The following is a 19,175-nucleotide window of genomic DNA, read 5'->3' on the forward strand; positions in this document are numbered from 1 at the left end:
TCAGGCACTCAACGGTGTTCGTTGACGATGTCGACGAACAACCGGTGGATCCGGCGATCGCCGGTCACCTCCGGGTGAAACGAGGTAGCTAGCACCGCGCCGTGGCGCACCGCAACCGGATGCCCGGCAGCCTCCGCCAGCACCTGCACCCCGGGCCCGACCCGCTCCACCCAGGGCGCCCGGATGAATACCGCATGCACCGGATCCTTTAGGCCGGTGAACGCCACGTCACCTTCGAAGGAATCGACCTGCCGACCGAAAGCGTTGCGCCGCACCGTCATATCGATCCCCGACAACGGGATGGCGGCGCGCCCCTGCGCGCCGGCATCGACGATCTCGGCGGCCAGCAGGATCATGCCCGCGCAGGACCCGTAGGCCGGCATCCCGTCGGCCAGCCGGGCTCGCAGCGGATCGATCAGCTCCAGCTCGCGCAGCAGGTGACTCATGGTGGTCGACTCGCCCCCGGGAATCAGCAGGGCATCGACGGCGTCGAGTTCCGCGCGACGACGCACCGGCACCGCCTCGGCGCCGACGGCACGCAGGGCGGCCAGGTGTTCGCGGACGTCGCCCTGCAGCGCGAGCACACCGACCTGCGGGCCGCTCACTGCTCGGTCGGCTGATATCCGGACGGGAAGCGGGTCAGCCCCTCCTGCATGACGGCGGCCACCATGTCTCCGGCTCGGTTGTAGATCTTGCCCTGAGTCAGGGCCCGGCCGGCACCCGCCGACGGCGAGGACTGGTCATAGAGCAGCCATTCGTCGGCCCGGAAGGGGCGCATGAACCACATCGCGTGGTCCAGCGACGCCACCTGCAGGTGGTCACGCTCGGCCGGGTGAATCGACCAGGAGGTGCCCAGCAGGGTCAGGTCGCTCATGTAGGCCAGCGCGCAGATGTGCAGCACCGGATCGTCGGGTAGCCGGTCGCGATGGCGGAACCACACCTGCTGCTCGGCGACTTTGCCCGGAATGTGCGGTAGCTGCGCGCGGGGCACCTTGCGCAGATCCCACTCGGCGAACGCCTTGAAGCCCGCGTCGTCGAAGGCCTTCATGCTGGCAATGTCGGGCAGATCCTTGGGATCGGGTGCGTCGGGCATCAAGTCCTGGTGGGTAATGCCTTGCTGCGCGGTCTGAAACGACGCCGACATGTTGAAGATGGTTTCGCCATGCTGCACCGCGTTGACCCGCCGGGTGCAGAAGGAACCGCCGTCGCGCACCCGCTCGACGATGAACACCGTGGGCGCCCGGGCGTCGCCGGGGCGCAGGAAGTAGCCGTGCAGCGAGTGGACCTGAAAACGCGGGTCCACGGTGCGGACCGCCGATACCAGCGCCTGACCGGCGACGTGCCCGCCGAAGGTGCGCTGGTGGTCAGCGGAGAGCGGACTGAACACGCTTCCGCGGTAGATGTTGACCTCGAGTTGTTCGAGATCGAGGATCTCTTCGATCGCCACAGAGGTTTTCTACCAGCCGCGCTCGGCCAACCGGTGCGGCGCTGCGATGTCCTCGACGTTGATGCCGACCATCGCTTCGCCCAGCCCGCGCGAGACCCGGGCCAGCACGTCCGGGTCGTCGTGGAAGGTGGTGGCTTTGACGATGGCGGCCGCCCGGGCGGCCGGATCACCGGACTTGAAGATGCCGGAGCCGACGAACACGCCTTCGGCGCCGAGCTGCATCATCATCGCCGCATCGGCGGGCGTGGCGATGCCGCCGGCGGTGAACAGCGTCACCGGCAGCTTGCCGGCCTTGGCGACTTCGGCGACCAGTTCGTAGGGGGCCTGCAGTTCCTTTGCCGCGACGAACAATTCGTCTTCGGAGAGCGACGTGAGCCGGCGGATCTCGCCGCCGATGGCACGCATGTGGGTGGTGGCATTGGAGACGTCTCCGGTTCCGGCCTCACCCTTGGAGCGGATCATCGCCGCGCCCTCGGTGATGCGGCGCAGCGCCTCGCCCAGATTGGTCGCCCCGCACACGAACGGGACGGTGAAACGCCACTTGTCGATGTGGTGGCTGTAGTCGGCCGGGGTGAGCACCTCCGACTCGTCGATGTAGTCCACCCCGAGGCTCTGCAGGATCTGCGCTTCGACGAAGTGCCCGATGCGTGCCTTGGCCATCACCGGGATGGTCACCGCGGCGATGATGGATTCGATCATGTCCGGGTCGCTCATCCGCGATACCCCGCCCTGGGCACGGATGTCGGCCGGCACCCGCTCCAGCGCCATCACCGCGACGGCGCCGGCGCCCTCGGCGATGCGGGCCTGCTCGGGGGTGACGACGTCCATGATGACGCCGCCCTTGAGCATCTCGGCCATGCCGCGCTTGACCCGCGCCGTTCCGGTCTGCCCGCCGGGTGCCGAGCCGTTCTGCGCCGCGCTGTCCACTGAATGCTTCTCCTCGCTCGTGATACTCGCCCAGTGTAGTGGGCGCCCGCCAGCCGATTTTCTCCCTCGTTAGTCCAGCGGCGCGAAGACCGGCCCCGGCGGCGGCGGAGCGGCGACCAACGCCGGTAGCACGAAAACCCGCACGTATCGGCGGACCTGGTCGGGGTCGTCGACGCCGGGAATCAGCCGCAGCAACAAGCCGAGGGCCACCGACAGCACGAAATGGGCGGCGTCACCGGGGCGAAGGCCGGCGCGCAGGAAGGTCCCCGCCTGCTGGAATCCGATTTCGAACTGCCCGGCGAGCACCTCGCCCAGCGTCGCCGACCGGGCGATCAGGGCGGCGACGTTGCCCTCGTCGGTGTGCTCGGAGATCACCCGCAGCAGCGGGTCCTGGCCGACCTCGGTGGCCACGATCACCAGCGACTCGGTCACCAGGACGCCGGGGTCATACGACGGTCCCGGCGTCGCCTCTCCTCCGTCGAGCCTCACCGAACCACCGGGGTCGTCGGTGGCCTGAACCCGGGTGGCGATCTCGGCCATCTTGCGCACCGCCACCCGCACCACCAACGCGTCGAGCAGCTCATCGCGGGTGGCGAAGTGGCGGTAGATCACCGCCCGGGTGTAGCCGGCTTCGCGGGCGATGACCTGCATGGTCGAGGTCCGGTAGCCACGCTGGGCAAACGAACGCTCCGCAGCGTCGAGCAACAATTCCCGGGCGTGCTCAGGCGGGTTGCCGCCGCCGGGCGGCCGGCCGCGGCGGCGTGCCGTCATTGCGGTCTCCGGAATATATGGACATGTGCGTCCATATGTCTATTATTGGACGTGGTGCACTCCGTAGTGCCTTCGCTTGCGTATCCGATGAAGGGATCGTCGCATGGCTGCAGCGTTCACCGGCGTACCCGAGCACCGGGATTGGCCGGCCGTGTTCGGCTCCTGGCGGCTGCTGACCAACCCCGGCAAGAACGGCGGGTCGGCCTTCGAGCTGATCGTGGGCCTGGCGGCCCCGATCCTGGCCCGCAGCTACCACCAGTTGCGGGCACATCCCAACGGTCGGCGGCTGTTCGCCGAGAAGCCGGATCTGTTGGCGCTGCTCGGCGACGACGACTATCTGGCCTCCCTCCCGGTGGGATCGCTGGGCCACGCCTACCGGTCGTTTCTGCGCACCAACCGGCTCGATGCCGGCGTCTTCGACGTCGACACCGTGATCCGGCCGGTCGCCGAGCGTCGCGGCTGGGACGACGACTTCTTCTACATGATGCGGCGCGGCACCGCCCTGCACGACATGTTCCACACCCTGGGCGGCTACGGCCCGGACATCGGCGGCGAGTTCGGCAACCTGGGATTCCACTGCGGGCAGATGGAGCCCTCCGGTGCCCTGAAGGCGCTGACCCTCGGGCTGCTCGGACCCCTCATCCCGGCCTCGCCGCGGCGCAAGATCCGTTACTTCCGGGAAGCCGTCCGCCGCGGTCAGCGCGCCGATAACCTGATGGCGGCCCCGTATGAAGAGCTGCTGGACCGGCCGCTCAACGAGGTTCGGGAGATGTTGGGCGTCATGCCGACACGCAGCGCCCACCCGGCCGGCCACATGTTCATCGGGTGGATGCCTCCGGGGATGAAGCCACCCACGCGCTGGGACTACGACGCGGACGTTGCTTGAGCGCGAGCAGTCCCAAAGCCCCATATCGGGCTGAGGTCAGAGGCGTTCGGGAACTGCTCGCCGGAAGGAATCACATAGTCAAGACCATGCGATAGCGTGCCCGGCCCTCCGTCATGGCGGCGTAGGCCTCCGCGGCCTGGGCCAACGGCCGCTCTTCGATACGGGCCCGCACCCCCGACAGCACCGCGAAGGCCATGGTCTCCTCCACGTCGCGGGCGGTGCCCGACGGGTGGCCGATGACGCTGAGTCCCGGGCCGATCAACTGCGCCGGGGCGATCGGCAGCGCGTCGGGGGTGACCCCGATGACAACGAGCTCCCCGCGCGGCTCGAGCCCGCCAACCGTGGCGGCCATCGCCTGGGAGTTGGCCGCGGTGGCCAGCACCACCGCCGCACCCCCGAGCGCCTGCATCGCCTGGCCGACATCGCCGGCGGTCGAGTCGATGTAGTGGTGGGCGCCCAGGGCCCGGGCGTCATCGGCGCGGGCGGCTCCGCGCGCGATCGCGATCGTCTCGAATCCCATGGCGGCGGCGAACTGCACACCCAGGTGCCCCAGACCGCCCAGGCCGAGCACCGCGACCCGGTCCCCGGCGCGTGCCCTCGTCGACCGCAGCGCATGGTAGGTGGTCACCCCGGCACACCCCATCGGCGCCGCCTCGGCGAAGGACAGTTCATCGGGGATACGCGCCAGTGCATTGGCCGGCACGGTCACCGACTCGGCGTACCCGCCCGGGTAGTGCCAGCTGGGCACCTGCCCGTTGGCGCAATGAATGAAATCGCCCTTGCGGCAAGGGATGCAGTGGTTGCAGTGCCCGCCGAACCAGCCCACCGCCACCCGGTCGCCCACCGACCAGCCCGTCACCTGCGCTCCGAGTTCGGCGATGGTGCCGGCGATTTCGTGCCCGGGCGTCAACGGCCAGCTCAGGCCGGGAAAGCCGCCATTGACGATGCCCTGATCGGTGCCGCAGACACCGCAGGCCGCCACGGCGATCCGGACCTGATTGGGCGCGGGTGCGCGGGTGTCGACATCGACCAGGGACAGTGCCGCGCCGACGGACGGTACCTGAACTGCGCGGTGGGATGGCTTGGGATTCACCCGTTCAGGCTAAACGGGTCCCCCCGCCGCGACGGGGTTTTTCCCGCACCCGGGCAGTCAGCTGATCCGACGGAGGTCCGGAGTCGCGCCGGCGCCGTCGGCCAACCGGGCCGCCTCGGCGAGCCGCTCACCCAGCTGCAGCGGATAGACCTTCTCGCCGGCGGCGGCCAGCTCGGCGATCGCGGTGGCATCGCACCAGCGGTGGCCATGCAGGTAGCGCTGCTCCAGCCCGGTCCGACCGGTCCCGGACGGCTCGAACCGGCCAGTGCGGTAGGCGAAGAAGAACTCCTGGCTATCAAGCCGTTCGCCGTTGAACTCGAAGACGGCATCGCGGCGCCAGATCGGCCCGACCAGCTCGCCGGGGTCGACGTTGAGGCCGGTCTCCTCGGCCAGTTCCCGGGCCGCCGCCTCGGCCAGCGGCTCATCGGGGAGCACCTGCCCACCGACGGTGAACCACCAGCGCGGCGCCGGGTGCTCGGCGTCATCCGGCAGGGCCGGGTCGCGACCGCGCAGCAGCAGCACCGATCCCGTCTCGTCGAGCAGCACCACCCGCGCCGAGACGCGCGGAGCAAGCACGCCGTGATCGCCGTGTGCAACCATGCCCGCCCGTTCGAGGATCTCGAAATAGGTTGGCATCGGCGCGGTTCCGCCCAGATGTAACGCCCGTACCAACGGGCGCTCGCGCAGGGCGACCGTGTCACGGACCGCGTCGTTGTGGAATCGGCGGGCCAGCAGCACCCGGGCTTCGGCATCGGCCAATTCGGCGACCATCGCCGGCGGCAACGAGGCGGCGTCGACCATGGCCAGTTCGGCCGACAGTGCGTTCTCGGCCGTCTCACGCATGTCGCGGGACGCCCGCTCGGCGACATCGGCCAGCGCAGCCAGCCGCCGTCCGGCCACCGCGTCGCCGTAGGCCTCGATCGCGACGGCCCGGGCCACCACGGCACGCCGCGCCAGCGCTCCGTCCAGCGCCTGCCAGGACAGATCGCAGCGCACGTGCAGCCGGTTGAGCCGGTTGGCGGTCTGGTATGCCCAGCCGACCGCGGCAGCCAGCACCGCCACGGTGACCAGCACCAGCACGGTGCCGGCGATCGTCGGGCCCATCAGTCGCCCACCGAGACCTTGCGGCCGACGCCGGCGACCGTCTCGTAGACCCGGATGATCTGGTCGGCCACCACCGACCAGTCGTAGCGGCGTACCGCCTCACGGCCGGCCGCCACATAGGACGCCCGCAGCGCCTCGTCGCCGAGCACCTCGATCAGGGCGGCGGCCAGGGCCGCGGGGTCATCGACCGGCACCAGCCGGCCGGCCTGCCCGTCGCGCAACACCCGGCGGAAGGCGTCCAGGTCGCTGGCCACCACCGCGGCGCCGGCCGCCATCGCCTCGGCAAGCACGATGCCGAAGCTCTCCCCGCCGGTGTTGGGCGCGCAGTAGACGTCGGCGCTGCGCAGCGCCGACGCCTTCTCGGCATCGTCGACTTGGCCCAGCAATCGCAGATGGCCGGCCAATGCGCCTGCGTTGCTGCGCAATTCGGCTTCATCACCGCGGCCGACGATCAACACCTGCAGATCGGCGAACTTCTCGACCAGCGCCGGCAGCGCCCCCAGCAGCACCGCCATTCCCTTGCGGGGTTCGTCGTAACGGCCGAGAAACAACACCGTACGGCCGGCCCGCGGATAACCGGGCAACGGCGGCGCCGTGGCGAAGGCCGCCACATCGACCCCGTTGGGGATCTCGACTGCGTCGGATCCCAGCGCCTCCATCTGCCAGCGCCGGGCCAGGTCCGAGACGGCGATGCGGCCGATGATCTTTTCGTGCATCGGCCGCAGTAAGCCCTGGGCCACGCTCAGCGTCAGCGATTTGGTGGTCGACGTGTGGAAGGTGGCCACGATCGGGCCCTCGGCCACATTCAGCGCCAGCATCGACAGGCTGGGGGCGTTCGGCTCGTGCAGGTGCAGCACATCGAATTCACCGTGCAGGAGCCATTTCTTGACCTTGCGATGCGCGGCCGGGCTGAACTGCAGCCGGGCCACCGACCCGTTGTAGGGAATCGCGACGGCCTTGCCGGCGGAGACGACGTAGTCCGGCAGCGCCACATGCGGCGAGGCCGGCGCCAGCACACTGACCTCATGCCCGCGGGCGCGCATCACCTCGGCCAGCTGCAGCACGTGAGCCTGCACCCCGCCGGGCACGTCGAACGAGTAGGGGCAGACCATGCCGATCCGCATCAGCGCTCCCCCAGGCGCGCCCGTCGAGATTCGGGGAGATCGGCCACCCACTGCGGCTGCATCATGTGCCAGTCCTCCGGGTAGGCGGCGATGCCCTCGGCGAACCTGTCGGCCAGCGCCTGGGTGATCACACCGACCTCACCGCTGGAGCAGTCCAGCCGCGGATAGATCCGGATACCCCAGCCGGCGCCGTCGAACCAGCAGTGCACCGGCAGCAGCGCCGCACCCGTTTCGATCGCGAGTTTGGCCGAGCCGGCCGGCATCCGGGTGGACTCCCCGAAGAAGTCGACCGCCACCCCGTTTCGGGTCAGGTCCCGATCGGCCATCAAGCAGACCAGCCCGTTGACGGCCAGTCGCTCGGCCAGCACATCGAACGGGGGGCGTTCCCCGCCGGACAACGGCAGCACTTCGAAGCCCAGAGATTCCCGGAAGTCGACGAAGCGCCGGTACAGCGACTCGGGTTTGAGCCGCTCGGCGACGGTGGTGAACCCGCCGTGGGTCTGCGCCAGCCACACCCCGGCCATATCCCAGTTGCCGCTGTGCGGCAACGCCAGCACCGCGCCCCGGCCGGCCCCCAAGGCGGCCTCCAGGTACTCCTGGCCCAGCACCGAATCGTGCAGCCGGCCGGCCAATTCGGCGTGGTCCATGGTGGGCAGCCGGAACGCCTCGCGCCAGTAGCGGGCATACGACGCCAGCGAAGCCCGGATCAGCGCCGACGGCACCTGCGCCGGGTCCACCCCCAGCACGCGGGCCAGGTTCTTGCGCAGCTGCTCGGGTCCCCCGCCCCGGGATGCGTACCAGGCCCCGGCGTCGAAGGCGTTGCGGGCGACGAACTCCGGCAGGGCGCGCACCAGCATCCAGCCCGCCGCGAACCCGGCGTCGGTGGCCCAGGCATCCAGCTGGCTGAGTCCGGGTACTCGCAGACCGCTCGGCAAGATGGTCACGGTCCGGCCGTTCCCTCGCCGTCGGCGTCCCGCAACGGTTCCACCGCTCCCGGGGAGATCCGCACGGTGTGCAGACGCTGGGCGCAGGTGATCAGGCTGGCCACCGCCAGCAGCCACATCGCCAGGTGCAGCGCCCACGGCAGCGGATAGATCGGCAGATCCGACAGGCCGGCGCCCACCAGCACGATGATCAGCCGTTCCGGACGTTCGATGTAGCCGCCGTCGCCGCGCAGGCCGCTGGCTTCGGCGCGGGCCTTGATGTAGGAGATCACCTGCGACGTCACCAGGCAGATCAACGTCGCGACCACCAGCGGGGCGCTGTGCAGGCCGAACGCCGCCCACCAGGCCAGCCCGCAGAACACCGCTCCGTCGCTGATCCGGTCGCAGGTTGCGTCCAGTACCGCACCGAAGGCGCTGCCGCCGCCGCTTTCTCGCGCCATCGCCCCGTCGAGCATGTCGAAGTGCACGAAGAACCAGACCACCAGGGTGCCGGCGAACAGCTGACCGGTCGGGAACAGGGTCAGCGCCGCCAGCACCGCACCGGCGGTGCCCAGGATGGTGACGATGTCGGCGGTGAGGCCGGCCCGCAGGAAGGCCCGCGCCACCGGCGTGGTGACGCGCGCGAACGCCGCCCGGGACAGGAAAGGCAGCCTGCTCATTGCTGTCTGGTCCACTCGTCGGCGAGCAGCCGGCGAGTGTCGCGCAGCAACTGCGGGATCACTTTGGAGCCGCCGACGATGGTGATGAAGTTCGCGTCACCGCCCCAGCGCGGCACGACGTGCACGTGCAGATGCTCGGCGAGCGACCCGCCGGCCGACTCGCCCAGGTTCAGGCCGACGTTGAACCCGTGCGGGCGCGACACCGCCTTGATGACCCGAATGGACTTCTGGATGAAGGCCATCAACTCGACGCCCTCGGATTCGGTGAGGTCCTCGAACTCCGAGAACCGCCGGTAGGGCACCACCATCAGGTGGCCCGGGTTGTAGGGGTAGAGGTTGAGCACCGCGTAGACGAATTCCCCGCGCGCCACCACCAGCCCGTCCTCGTCGGACAGCGTGGGGATGTCGGTGAACGGCTGGGTGGACCGCGCCGACCCCGACGCCGCCCGCTTGAGCGGCGCCTCGGCCAGATAGGTCATCCGATAGGGCGTCCACAGTCGTTCGAGCCGGTCGGGTTCGCCGACTCCGGTATCGACGATCCCCTGCTCGCCGTCCTCGTCGCCGGTCACTTCGCGCCGCCCACCTTCAGCGTGTCGGCGGTCGGTGCGGTGTTGTCGCGGGCGGCGATCCAGCCGGCGATCGCCGCGACCGCTTCGTCGCGCGGCACGCCGTTGATCTGGGTGCGGTCGGCAAACCGGAAGCTGACGGCGCCGGCCTCGACGTCGCGGTCGCCGGCCAGCAGCATGAACGGCACGTGGGCGTTGGTGTGGTTGACGATCTTCTTGGGCATCCGGTCGTCACTGGCGTCCACCTCGACCCGCACGCCGTGGCTGCGCAGTTGCGCGGCAACGTCTTCCAAGTAGGGCACGTGTTGGTCGGCGACCGGGATGCCGACCACCTGCACCGGCGCGAGCCAGGCCGGGAACGCCCCGGCGTAGTGCTCGGTCAACACCCCGAAGAAGCGTTCGATCGAGCCGAACAAGGCCCGGTGGATGAGCACCGGGCGCTGCCGGGTGCCGTCGGCCGCGGTGTATTCCAGCTCGAAGCGGTCGGGCATGTTGAAGTCGAGCTGAATGGTCGACATCTGCCAGCTGCGGCCCAGCGCGTCTTTGACCTGCACCGAGATCTTCGGCCCGTAGAACGCCGCACCGCCCGGGTCGGGCACCAGGGTCAGCCCGGACGCCTCGGCAACCTCGCGCAGCGTCTCGGTGGCCTCCTCCCACACCTCGTCGGAGCCGACGTATTTCTCCGGGTCCTTGGTGGACAGTTCCAGGTAGTAGTCGTCCAGCCCGTAGTCGGCGAGCAGGTCGAGCACGAAGCGCAGCAACGAGGCCAGCTCGTCGCGCATGGTTTCCCGGGTGCAGTAGATGTGCGCGTCGTCCTGGGTCATGCCGCGAACCCGGGTCAGGCCGTGCACCACGCCGGAGCGTTCGTAGCGATACACGCTGCCGAATTCGAAGAGCCGCAACGGAAGTTCACGGTAGGAACGCCCCCGCGAGCGGAAGATCAGGTGGTGCATGGGGCAGTTCATCGGCTTGAGGTAGTAGTCCTGGCCGGGTTTGCGCACGGTGCCGTCCTCGGCGAACTCCGCATCGATGTGCATCGGCGGGTACATGCCGTCGGAATACCACTGCAGGTGACCGGAGGTTTCGTACAGCGCCGACTTGGTGATGTGCGGGGTGTTGACGAACTGGTAGCCGGCCTCGATGTGCTTGCGCCGCGAGTAGTCCTCGAGCTCCCGGCGGATGATCCCGCCCTTGGGGTGGAAAACGGGCAGGCCCGAACCGATTTCGTCGGGGAAGCTGAACAGGTCCAGTTCCACGCCCAGCTTGCGGTGGTCGCGGCGCTGAGCTTCCTCGATCAGTTCGAGGTGGCGGTCCAGCGCCTCCTGAGACTCCCACGCGGTGCCGTAGACGCGTTGCAGGCTGGCGTTGTTCTGGTCGCCACGCCAGTAGGCCGCCGAAGAGCGGGTGAGTTTGAACGCCGGGATGAACCGGGTGGTCGGGATGTGCGGGCCGCGACACAGATCACCCCAAACCCGTTCCCGGGTACGGGGATTGAGGTTGTCGTAAGCGGTGAGCTCGTCGCCGCCGACCTCCATGATGTCGCTGTCGCCCGACTTGTCGTCGACGAGTTCCAGCTTGTAGGGCTCGCCGGCCAGTTCGGCGCGGGCGGCCTCTTTGGACTCATAAACCCGCCGGGAAAACAGCTGGCCGTCTTTGATGATGGCCTTCATCCGCTTCTCGAGCTTCTCCAGGTCCTCCGGGGTGAAGGCCTCGGGTACGTCGAAGTCGTAGTAGAACCCGTCGGTGATCGGCGGGCCGATGCCGAGCTTGGCGGCCGGGAACAGGTCCTGCACCGCCTGGGCCAGCACGTGCGCACACGAGTGGCGGATGACGCTGCGGCCTTCCTCGGTGTCGGCCGGCACCGGGGTCGCTTCGGTGTCGGTGTCGGGAATCCAGCTCAGGTCCCGCAGCTTGCCCTGCGCGTCGCGCACCACCACGATGGCGTTCGGCGCCCCGCGGCTGGGCAGGCCCGCCGCGCGCACCGCGTCGGCCGCGGTCGTCCCGGCAGCCACCCGAATCGGGTTTGCCGGGACGGGGATGGCGGGCACGCTCATGGGCTGGTCTCCAGTGGGGCTGTCGGACGATCGAACGGGTCGCGACCATGCTATCGGGGCGGGCATCGCTGATCGCCCCAGGTCGAGCAAAGGTCACCGGCCGCGACGATGACCGCTACGGTTCAACCAGGTTGATCCGCGCGATCGCCGCCGGGTAGTTCTTGTCGAAGTCCACCCGGTGTTCCCGGATCTGGGCCGAGTCGATGACGTAGGCGACGTTCACCCACAGATCGCGCATCGTCGGGCGCATCTGCGTTCCAGGCAGTAGTCGGACCGATCGTCACCGGGCAGGAACCGGATCAGCTCGCCCGCCAACGGGAGCCGCGCGGCGAAGTGCTCCGGCCCGGTGTCCATCTCGTCGAAGACGATCCGTTGCGAGCTCATGGCTGGCCGGGTTTGAGCACCACGAACAACGCCTCGCCGTCGGCCAGCAACGTGTCGCCGTCGCACAAGGTGGTCTCGACGAAGATCTTGCGGCCCTCGGTCCGGCTGACCCACGCCTCGACCTGCAGCTCTTTGTCGATCGGGACGATGCGGCGGTAGTTGACGTGCAGGTAGGCGGTGCGTTGGTAAGGCCCGCCGGTCAGCAGCCATGACGCGGTGCCCAGCACCGAGTCGAACAGCAGCCCGATGGCACCGCCGTGCGCAGCACCGTTGCGCCCCAAGTGGAACCGCCGGAACCGGGCCCAGCCACGCAGCCGGCCGTCGTCGCCCTTCTTCAGCTTCATCGGTACCGGAAGCAGGTTGCCACGCATGGGCAGATCCAACCGGCGACCCGACGGCGACGACCACTCGTCGCTGCCGAACGGCGCCAACAGGTCGCAGACTTCCTGCAGCGCGTCGGCGGCTTTGGTGATCACCTCGTCGGGGGCGTCGACGGCGCGGGCCTGGTCTTGCAGGGTACGCATGGTCTCCAGGAACCGGCCGTAGTCCGGCCCGCCCTTCTGGGTCGGCTCGGGCGGGTTGAAACCGCCGCCGGCATGGGTCGCGTGCACCCGTCCCATTTAACGTTGACTCTGCGTCCAGGGCGCATGCTGCCCGCACTTTGGCGCCCTGGACGCAGAGTCAACCGCCTGGGAGGGTGGGCCGGTGGATGTGAGCAAGCTGCGTGACCTACCGCTGACCTACGCCGAGGTGGGCGCCACCGCGGGAGCACTGCCGCAGGGATATCAGCACCTGGAGCACACCGCCCCGATCGGCCGCGGCCGGCAGCGCTTCGAGGAGGCCGGCGCGGCGGTGCTGCGCTGGGGCATGCAACGCGGGGCCGGCCTGGGTGTGCGGGCGGACAGCGACGTCGCCGCGGTGGGCACCACCGTGGTGGTGCGGATGGGGTTTCTGTCCGCGCCATGCCGGGTCGTCTACGTCATCGACGAGCCCGACCGGCGCGGCTTCGCCTACGGCACGCTGCCGGGACATCCCGAATCCGGCGAGGAGTTCTTCGCGGTGCGCTACGACCCGGCCGAGGACACCGTCTACGCGCAGGTACGGGCGTTTTCCCGGCCCGCCAAGTGGTGGATCAAAGCGGGCGGGCCGGTGGTGTCGGTGGCGCAGCGCCTCATCGCCAGGCGCTACCTGCGAGCGGTGTGAGCAGGCGCCGTCACGTCAGCTGGCGGATGTGCACGGCCTGAGCCAGGCGGGCCAGCACCACTGCGGAGACCAGCAGACCGAAGTCGCGCAGCGCGACGTCGTAATAGCCGGACAAGGTGAGCAGGTCGACGATGATGCCGGCCAGCCAGGCCGCCACCACCCAGGCGCCGATCCGCGGCGCGACGGCGACCAGGACACCGGCGACGATCTCGATGGCACCGATCAGGTACATCGCCTGGTCGCCGTTGCCGGGCAGGATGTCGTTGATCCAGGCCGCCAGGTACTTGTCCCAGTGACTCGGGCCCGCGCCGCCGGGGACGTGCGGCAGCAGGTTGAAGAATTTGTCCAGACCGAACAGGATCGGAGCGACCGTGAACAAGGTCCGCAGCACGAAGAACGCCTCGAACAACGGATCCTTCAACCGCTCTGAAACGGCAGGTGAACTCGCATGACCGGTGGCACTCATGACGCCCTCCTCAGTTCTAACGGCGTATATTTCGTACGTTAGAACGGACTAGAATCTAACGTCAAGAGTTTCATCCGATAGAAGTTCGGCGAACCATGGCCAACCGCGACCGCGACGTGACGGGAATCGGCGCACTCGCCGATCCGGTCCGCCGCACGTTGTACCGATTCGTCGCCGCCCAGCCCGCCCCGGTCAGCCGCGACGAGGCGGCGGCCGCGACCGGTATCGCCCGCCACCAGGCCAAGTTCCATCTGGACCGGCTGGAGGCCGACGGCCTGTTGCAGAGCGACTATGCGCGGCTGACCGGCCGCTCCGGTCCCGGCGCGGGCCGCCCCTCCAAGCGCTACCGCCGCTCACCGGAACAGATCGCGGTCAGCTTGCCGCCGCGGGAGTACGAGCTGGCGGGCCGGTTGATGGCCGATGCGATCGCCGAATCCGCCCGCACCGGCAGGCCGGCGATCGAGGTGCTGTGCACCCTGGCCCGCGACTACGGGCGTGAACTCGGCGACACGGCGACCGCGGGGCGGGCACCGAGCAATGCGCCGGCCGCACTGGAACTGGCCGTCGACGTGCTCGGCGAACACGGCTATGAACCGCGCGCGGATGACGGCGAGATCTTCTTGGCCAACTGTCCCTTCCACACGCTGGCCCAGGCCCAGACGGAGCTGGCCTGCACGATGAACCTGGCGTTGATCGGCGGCGTCAGCGATGCGCTGGCACCGCACTGCCCGCAGACCCGGCTCTGCCCAGACCCGTCCCGGTGCTGCGTCGTGCTGAGCGCCGCCGCGGATGCGGGCTAGCCCCAGCGCGCCAGCAGCTGCTGCGCCCCGGCGCACAGCTCGTCGAGCACCACCGCCACCGGACGGCTGTCGCGCAGCATCCCCACGCCCTGGCCCGCATCGACCGGCGCGATGCGCTGATCTTCGGCGGCGATCCCGGCCGCCAGTTCCGCGCCGGCGTCCCGATCGCCGGCCAGGGCGTCCTCCCGGCCCGCCCAGCGATCGGCGAACTCGTTGCGCAACACCCGCGACGGGAACCGCGCCGGCCAATCCAGCCGCTGGCCGACGTCGAACACCCGGGTGGTGATGGTGTCGGTGCCGGCCGCCGCGATCAGGGCGCGCCGGGCGCCGTCGCCGGTCAGCGCCTCCGGGCAGGCCGACAGGCAGGTGCCCAGCCAGGCGCCGGCGGCGCCGGCCGCCAGCACCGCGGCCAGGCTGCGCGCCGAGGCGATCCCCCCGGCGGCCAACACCGGCAGCGTCACGGCGTCCAGCACGGCATCGAGCAGCGGCAGGGTGGCAAGCCGGGTCTCTCCGTGTCCGCCGCCTTCGGTGCCGCGGGCCACCAGCAGGTCCAGTCCGGCGTCGGCCGCACGGCGGGCGGTCTCGACGTCATAGACCTGGGTGACGGCGAGGATGCCGGCCGCGTGGGCGCGCGCCACCCAGGACAAGTCGTCGCCGAAGCTCACCGAGAGCAGCACCGGGCGGGCGGCCAGGGCGGCGTCGAGCAGGTCGGGCTGATCGCGGATCACCCAGTCCACCAAGCCGATTCCGAATTTCGCCGGTCCGGCCAGGGCCAGCTCGGTGGCCAGCGCCGCCGCCGTGGCGGTGCTGCCCATCCCGATCATGCCCAGCCCGCCCGCCGCGGTGACCGCGGCGGCCAGCCGGCCACCTGCCACCCCGCCCATCGGGGCGTTGACGATGGGCACCCGCAGCCCGGCCCGCAGTGACCAGGGCGTGCAGAGTCCGGCGGCGGGCACGCTCAGTGCGAGGCGCTCTTGGTGACCGTCAGCAGCACCACCGCGTCCTCCAGGGACTCCAGCGCGTGACGGGTACGCGGCAGGGTGACGATCTCCCCGGCCGCGCCTTCCCAGGCGTCGTCGCCGGCGGTCAACCGCACCCGGCCGCGCAGCACCTGCAGGGTCGACTCCCCCGGGCTGTCGTGTTCGGCCAGCGACTGACCGGCCTGCAGCGCGACCAGCGTCTGACGCAGGTGGTGTACCGAGCCCCCGTAGACGGTGTGCGCCGCGCGCCCGCTGTGGTGTTGCCGGGCCTCGGCCAGCTTCTCGTCGGCCAACATGGTCAGGGAGGTCGATTCCATCGGTAGTCCTTCTCACTCGTCGGGTCGGTGTCGGGGTCGGACTCAGCGGGACAGCAACAGAATGCCCAGCGGCACCAGAGCGGCAACCTTGATCAGCTCCAAGCCGACGTAGGCGTAGTGCGCACGGGAACGGGGCGCATCCAGTCCGGACAGCACCTGATCGGCGCGGCGGCTCAAACGCGGCCGCACCGCCAGCATCTGGGCGAACAACATGACCACCACGACCCCGAACGCCGCGACGACCGCGGTGCTGGGGCGCTCGATCGCAAACGTCACCGCGATCGCCGCGGCGAGCACGAACTCGGCGGCATTGAGGGCCCGAAACACCAACCGGCCGATCCCGAGGCAGACCGGGATCGTCGCGTTGGGCGCCCGAAACTTCAGCGGTGCTTCCATGAACGAGATCGCGATCACCATGCCCAGCCAGAGAAAGGTCGCGGCGGTCGCGACGCCGGAGGCGGCGCTCACCCGGCAGATCCTTCCAGGCGCAGCGGCGTGGGCTCGTCCACGTTCACCGACTTCAAGTGCGCCACACACAGATCGGGCTTGGCGAACGAGTCGAGGCGGTCGACGGTGACCGGTGCATCCCAGGCTTCCAGCGCACCTTGCATCAGGCCGAGGTGGATCGGGCAGACCACCTCCGTCGAGCTCTCAGCCAGCTCGAGGAACGGGCAGTGGCGCAGGCCGAGCTGCTTGTCGCCGGCGGCATCGGGTTCGAGGTGTTCGGGTTGGAATCCCAACTCGTCGAGCATGTCGACGAGGTGGCCGGTCGACTCGTCGGCGTCGACCGACTCGGTCGGGCGGTTCAGCGGGCGCAGTCGCTGCCCCCACGCCCGGCCGGCCGCCAGCGCCTTGCCGCTGGGGTCGGAGTCGGCGGCCAGGCCGATGGCGAGGATCTCGGCGAGCAGCCGGAAGCGACGGGTGCCGCCCCGGTCCATCTGCCGGATCGCCCGGAACATCAGCGCCGGACGGCCCCGGCCCTTGTGGTCGGGTTCGGTGTGTTCGACGCGGCCTTCTTCGACCAGGGTGTCCAGGTGGAACCGCACGGTGTTGGGGTGGACTCCCAACTCGTCGGCGATCTGCGCGATGCTCAGCGGCTCGTCTGCGGCCTGCACCAGCCGAAGCACGTCAAGACGACGTCCTCCAGGTGGCCCGGCCGGTTTGGCGATGTCGCTCACTCCCCCTGGGGCGGGTAACTGGCCACCAGCGGGGTGTCGACGCCGAGCGCTCCGACCTTGGCCGCGCCGCCGGGCGAGCCGAGCGCTTCGTCGCGCCCGGGCAGCGCCTCAGTGAAGAACTCCGCGTTGTCGGCCAGGTGGGGTTGCAGCTCGTCCGGGAGGTCATCCTCGTAGTAGATGGCCTCGACCGGGCATACCGGCTCGCAGGCTCCGCAGTCCACACATTCATCAGGATGGATGTAGAGGGCTCGCCCGCCTTCGTAGATGCAGTCGACGGGGCACTCCTCCACGCAGGCCCGGTCCATCACGTCAACGCACGGCTTCCCGATCACATATGCCATGGGCGTGAAGTTTACACAAGGAATTTTGTAGAAACTAGAAGGGCGGACTTAAATGGCGGGGGGCGTCATCCGCCCATCACCGCCTGCTGGTCGCGATCCGCTGGGCGCGACGAAACCCGTTGTGCCCCAGCATGACTGGACGGCTACCTCGCCGACGTACGGCGGGCGATCGGCCGCGGCGCCGCGGTGCGCACGGTGCCGCTCAGACCGTTTGCGCCGCGGTCGCCTGCGCCTTGGCCCAGCGGTAGTCGGCCTTGCCGGAGGGCGAGCGCTGCACCCGCTCGCAGAACACCACGTCCTTGGGCAGCTTGTAGCGCGCGACGTAGCGGGCCGCCTCGGTGACGATGTCCTCGGCGTCGGCCTCGGCGCCGTCGGCCAGTTGCACCACGGCGACGACCTCGTGGCCCCACCGCGGGCTGGGCCGGCCCACCACGACGACGTCGTAGACGGCGGGATGGTGGGCGACCGCGGCCTCGACCTCCTCGGCGAAGATCTTCTCGCCGCCGGAGTTGATCGTCACCGAGTCGCGCCCGAGCAACTCGATGCCGCCGTCGGCATCCCAGCGGGCCCGATCACCGGGGACCGAATGCCGGATGCCTTCGATGACCGGGAAGGTGCGTGCGCTCTTCTCCGGGTCGCCCAGGTATCCCAGCGGCACATAGCCCTGCTGGGCCAGCCAGCCGATCTCGTCGTCGCCGGGCCGCAGGATGCGGGTCATGTCCTCACTGACCACGACCGCGCCCGGGTTCGGGGTGAAGCGGCCGGTGGAGGCCTGGCCGCGGCTGGTGGTCTGACCCATCTGCGCGCCGGTCTCCGAGGAGCCGCCGGCGTCCAGGATCGACAGGTGCGGCAACAGGTCCAAGATCCGTTGCTTGAGCGGGACGGTCAGCGGAGCACCACCGCTGGCCAGCACGAACAGGCCCGACAGGTCGTAATCTCCGGCCGCGGCGCTTTCCAAGGCGTCGGCGAGCGGGCGGGCGAAGGCGTCGCCGACGATCGACAGCGAAACGACGCGCTCCCTGGCCGCCAGTTCCCAGGTCGCCGCCGGGTCGAACCGGTCGGTGGTCGCCGACATCACGAACGGGCGCCCGCCCAGCACCGTGATGAACGCAGCCCACTGGGCGGCGCCGTGCATCAGCGGCGCCACGGTCATCGAACCCGGGCCGCCGGCGCGGGTACGTTCGACGATCTCCGCCAGGCTGGTGGGAACGGTGCCGGTGCCGAACTCCCGGCCGCCCATCGCGTTGATGAAGATGTCGTGCTGGCGCCACAGCACGCCCTTGGGCATGCCGGTGGTGCCGCCGGTGTAGAGCAGGTACAGGTCGTCCGGGGACAGCGGCAGGTTCAGCGGTTCACCGGAGGTGCTCGCCAGCAACTCCTCATAGTGCAGCGCGCCGGGCAGCGGTGCGTTGCCGGAGTCGTCGTCGACGTGGAGCAGCAGCATCGCCGGCAGCCGGTCGCCGGCGTGCTGCAGCGCTTCGGCCAGGGTGGGGGCAAAGCGCGCGTGGTACATGATCGCCTCGGCGGAGGCGTCGGCCAGCAGGTAGACCAGCTCGTCGGCCACGTAGCGGTAGTTGACGTTGAACGGGGCGACGCGGGCCTGGTAGGCGCCCAGCATGCCTTCCAGGTATTCGTTGCCGTTGGCCAGATACAGCGCAAGATGGCTCTGACCGGAGTCGTGGGGGGCCAGCTCGGAGCGCTCCCGGCGCGCGCCCAGGCCCCGCTCGTGCAGTGCCCGGGCCAACCGGCGGGTGCGGTCGTCGATCTGGGCATAGGTGAACCGCCGGTCGCCGAAGACCACGCAATCGCGGTCCGGGATGGCCGAGGCCACCGCCGAGAACACCTGGGCGAGGTTGAATTCCACTGCCGCTCCTCGATCCGACCACCGCATGGGCCCGGATAACGCTACAAGGTGACGCATATTGGCCCGC

At 69.8% G+C, this 19,175-nt stretch carries 24 protein-coding genes; 3 read left to right on the forward strand and 21 right to left on the reverse strand.

The window, feature by feature from the left end:
- Positions 1-8: 8 nt before the first annotated feature.
- The 4 genes from pdxT to A5694_RS03120 all read right to left on the reverse strand — a co-directional run bounded on the left by pdxT (position 9) and on the right by A5694_RS03120 (position 3,145).
- Positions 9-605, reverse strand: a complete 597-nt coding sequence (gene pdxT / locus A5694_RS03105; RefSeq protein WP_064920385.1) for a pyridoxal 5'-phosphate synthase glutaminase subunit PdxT — start codon at positions 603-605, stop codon at positions 9-11.
- Positions 602-1,447, reverse strand: coding sequence for an acyl-CoA thioesterase II (gene tesB, locus A5694_RS03110; protein ID WP_064920386.1), 846 nt, complete (start codon positions 1,445-1,447; stop codon positions 602-604). The genes pdxT and tesB overlap by 4 nt, the downstream gene beginning before the upstream one ends.
- 9 nt (positions 1,448-1,456) lie before the next feature.
- A complete protein-coding gene (pdxS, locus tag A5694_RS03115; RefSeq protein WP_064920387.1) occupies positions 1,457-2,374 on the reverse strand; it encodes a pyridoxal 5'-phosphate synthase lyase subunit PdxS in 918 nt (305 codons plus the stop codon).
- Positions 2,375-2,443: 69 nt separating this feature from the next.
- Entirely contained in the window at positions 2,444-3,145 is a 702-nt protein-coding gene (locus A5694_RS03120; protein WP_064920388.1) for a helix-turn-helix domain-containing protein, read from the reverse strand.
- A 103-nt stretch (positions 3,146-3,248) separates the two neighbouring features.
- On the opposite strand from A5694_RS03120, the gene A5694_RS03125 reads away from it, so the two are divergent.
- On the forward strand, positions 3,249-4,031 hold the full coding sequence (locus A5694_RS03125) for a Coq4 family protein (protein WP_064920389.1): 783 nt from the start codon (positions 3,249-3,251) through the stop codon (positions 4,029-4,031).
- Positions 4,032-4,101: 70 nt separating this feature from the next.
- On the opposite strand, the gene A5694_RS03130 is transcribed toward A5694_RS03125, so the two are convergent.
- From A5694_RS03130 to A5694_RS03165, 10 genes are all read right to left on the reverse strand, one after another.
- Positions 4,102-5,124: an alcohol dehydrogenase catalytic domain-containing protein gene (locus A5694_RS03130; RefSeq protein ID WP_064920390.1), complete on the reverse strand. Its 1,023-nt coding sequence runs from the start codon at positions 5,122-5,124 to the stop codon at positions 4,102-4,104.
- A gap of 57 nt (positions 5,125-5,181) precedes the next feature.
- Complete coding sequence (locus A5694_RS03135) at positions 5,182-6,228, reverse strand: NUDIX hydrolase (protein ID WP_064920391.1); 1,047 nt, start codon at positions 6,226-6,228, stop codon at positions 5,182-5,184.
- Positions 6,228-7,352 (reverse strand): glycosyltransferase family 4 protein, encoded by a 1,125-nt coding sequence (locus tag A5694_RS03140; protein ID WP_064920392.1) that lies wholly within the window; start codon positions 7,350-7,352, stop codon positions 6,228-6,230. Before A5694_RS03140 ends, A5694_RS03135 begins: the two co-directional genes overlap by 1 nt.
- The gene (locus A5694_RS03145) at positions 7,352-8,275 is read right to left on the reverse strand and encodes a phosphatidylinositol mannoside acyltransferase (protein WP_234786561.1); all 924 of its coding nucleotides are present in this window, start codon (positions 8,273-8,275) and stop codon (positions 7,352-7,354) included. The genes A5694_RS03140 and A5694_RS03145 overlap by 1 nt, the downstream gene beginning before the upstream one ends.
- 17 nt (positions 8,276-8,292) lie before the next feature.
- Complete coding sequence (gene pgsA / locus A5694_RS03150) at positions 8,293-8,955, reverse strand: phosphatidylinositol phosphate synthase (RefSeq protein WP_064920394.1); 663 nt, start codon at positions 8,953-8,955, stop codon at positions 8,293-8,295.
- A complete protein-coding gene (locus tag A5694_RS03155) occupies positions 8,952-9,524 on the reverse strand; it encodes an HIT family protein (RefSeq protein ID WP_064920395.1) in 573 nt (190 codons plus the stop codon). Before A5694_RS03155 ends, pgsA begins: the two co-directional genes overlap by 4 nt.
- The gene (gene thrS / locus A5694_RS03160) at positions 9,521-11,575 is read right to left on the reverse strand and encodes a threonine--tRNA ligase (RefSeq protein WP_064920396.1); all 2,055 of its coding nucleotides are present in this window, start codon (positions 11,573-11,575) and stop codon (positions 9,521-9,523) included. Before thrS ends, A5694_RS03155 begins: the two co-directional genes overlap by 4 nt.
- Before the next feature lie 115 nt (positions 11,576-11,690).
- Entirely contained in the window at positions 11,691-11,813 is a 123-nt protein-coding gene (locus A5694_RS24890; protein ID WP_267887735.1) for a hypothetical protein, read from the reverse strand.
- Positions 11,795-11,959: a hypothetical protein gene (locus tag A5694_RS23885; RefSeq protein WP_165604384.1), complete on the reverse strand. Its 165-nt coding sequence runs from the start codon at positions 11,957-11,959 to the stop codon at positions 11,795-11,797. The genes A5694_RS24890 and A5694_RS23885 overlap by 19 nt, the downstream gene beginning before the upstream one ends.
- On the reverse strand, positions 11,956-12,579 hold the full coding sequence (locus A5694_RS03165; RefSeq protein WP_064920397.1) for a PaaI family thioesterase: 624 nt from the start codon (positions 12,577-12,579) through the stop codon (positions 11,956-11,958). The genes A5694_RS23885 and A5694_RS03165 overlap by 4 nt, the downstream gene beginning before the upstream one ends.
- An 85-nt stretch (positions 12,580-12,664) precedes the next feature.
- Here A5694_RS03165 and A5694_RS03170 point away from each other — a divergent pair, with 85 nt between their 5' ends.
- Entirely contained in the window at positions 12,665-13,162 is a 498-nt protein-coding gene (locus tag A5694_RS03170; protein ID WP_064920398.1) for a DUF1990 family protein, read from the forward strand.
- A 10-nt stretch (positions 13,163-13,172) separates the two neighbouring features.
- On the opposite strand, the gene A5694_RS03175 is transcribed toward A5694_RS03170, so the two are convergent.
- Positions 13,173-13,628, reverse strand: a complete 456-nt coding sequence (locus A5694_RS03175) for a DoxX family membrane protein (RefSeq protein WP_064920399.1) — start codon at positions 13,626-13,628, stop codon at positions 13,173-13,175.
- 95 nt (positions 13,629-13,723) lie between these two features.
- On the opposite strand from A5694_RS03175, the gene A5694_RS03180 reads away from it, so the two are divergent.
- Positions 13,724-14,428 (forward strand): helix-turn-helix transcriptional regulator, encoded by a 705-nt coding sequence (locus A5694_RS03180; protein WP_064920400.1) that lies wholly within the window; start codon positions 13,724-13,726, stop codon positions 14,426-14,428.
- Here the strand turns inward: A5694_RS03180 and A5694_RS03185 are convergent.
- The 6 genes from A5694_RS03185 to A5694_RS03210 all read right to left on the reverse strand — a co-directional run bounded on the left by A5694_RS03185 (position 14,425) and on the right by A5694_RS03210 (position 19,108).
- On the reverse strand, positions 14,425-15,312 hold the full coding sequence (locus tag A5694_RS03185) for an NAD(P)H-dependent flavin oxidoreductase (RefSeq protein ID WP_064920438.1): 888 nt from the start codon (positions 15,310-15,312) through the stop codon (positions 14,425-14,427). The genes A5694_RS03180 and A5694_RS03185 overlap by 4 nt on opposite strands.
- A 74-nt stretch (positions 15,313-15,386) precedes the next feature.
- On the reverse strand, positions 15,387-15,725 hold the full coding sequence (locus A5694_RS03190; protein WP_064920401.1) for a cupin domain-containing protein: 339 nt from the start codon (positions 15,723-15,725) through the stop codon (positions 15,387-15,389).
- A gap of 42 nt (positions 15,726-15,767) precedes the next feature.
- Positions 15,768-16,193: a hypothetical protein gene (locus tag A5694_RS03195; RefSeq protein ID WP_064920402.1), complete on the reverse strand. Its 426-nt coding sequence runs from the start codon at positions 16,191-16,193 to the stop codon at positions 15,768-15,770.
- The gene (locus A5694_RS03200) at positions 16,190-16,903 is read right to left on the reverse strand and encodes a helix-turn-helix transcriptional regulator (RefSeq protein WP_064920403.1); all 714 of its coding nucleotides are present in this window, start codon (positions 16,901-16,903) and stop codon (positions 16,190-16,192) included. The genes A5694_RS03195 and A5694_RS03200 overlap by 4 nt, the downstream gene beginning before the upstream one ends.
- Positions 16,900-17,244 (reverse strand): ferredoxin, encoded by a 345-nt coding sequence (gene fdxA, locus A5694_RS03205; protein ID WP_064920404.1) that lies wholly within the window; start codon positions 17,242-17,244, stop codon positions 16,900-16,902. Before fdxA ends, A5694_RS03200 begins: the two co-directional genes overlap by 4 nt.
- Before the next feature lie 202 nt (positions 17,245-17,446).
- A complete protein-coding gene (locus A5694_RS03210; protein WP_082952478.1) occupies positions 17,447-19,108 on the reverse strand; it encodes an acyl-CoA synthetase in 1,662 nt (553 codons plus the stop codon).
- Positions 19,109-19,175: the final 67 nt, after the last annotated feature.

Origin of the sequence: Mycolicibacter sinensis, from assembly GCF_001667945.1 — a bacterium.
GTDB lineage: Bacteria > Actinomycetota > Actinomycetes > Mycobacteriales > Mycobacteriaceae > Mycobacterium > Mycobacterium sinense_B.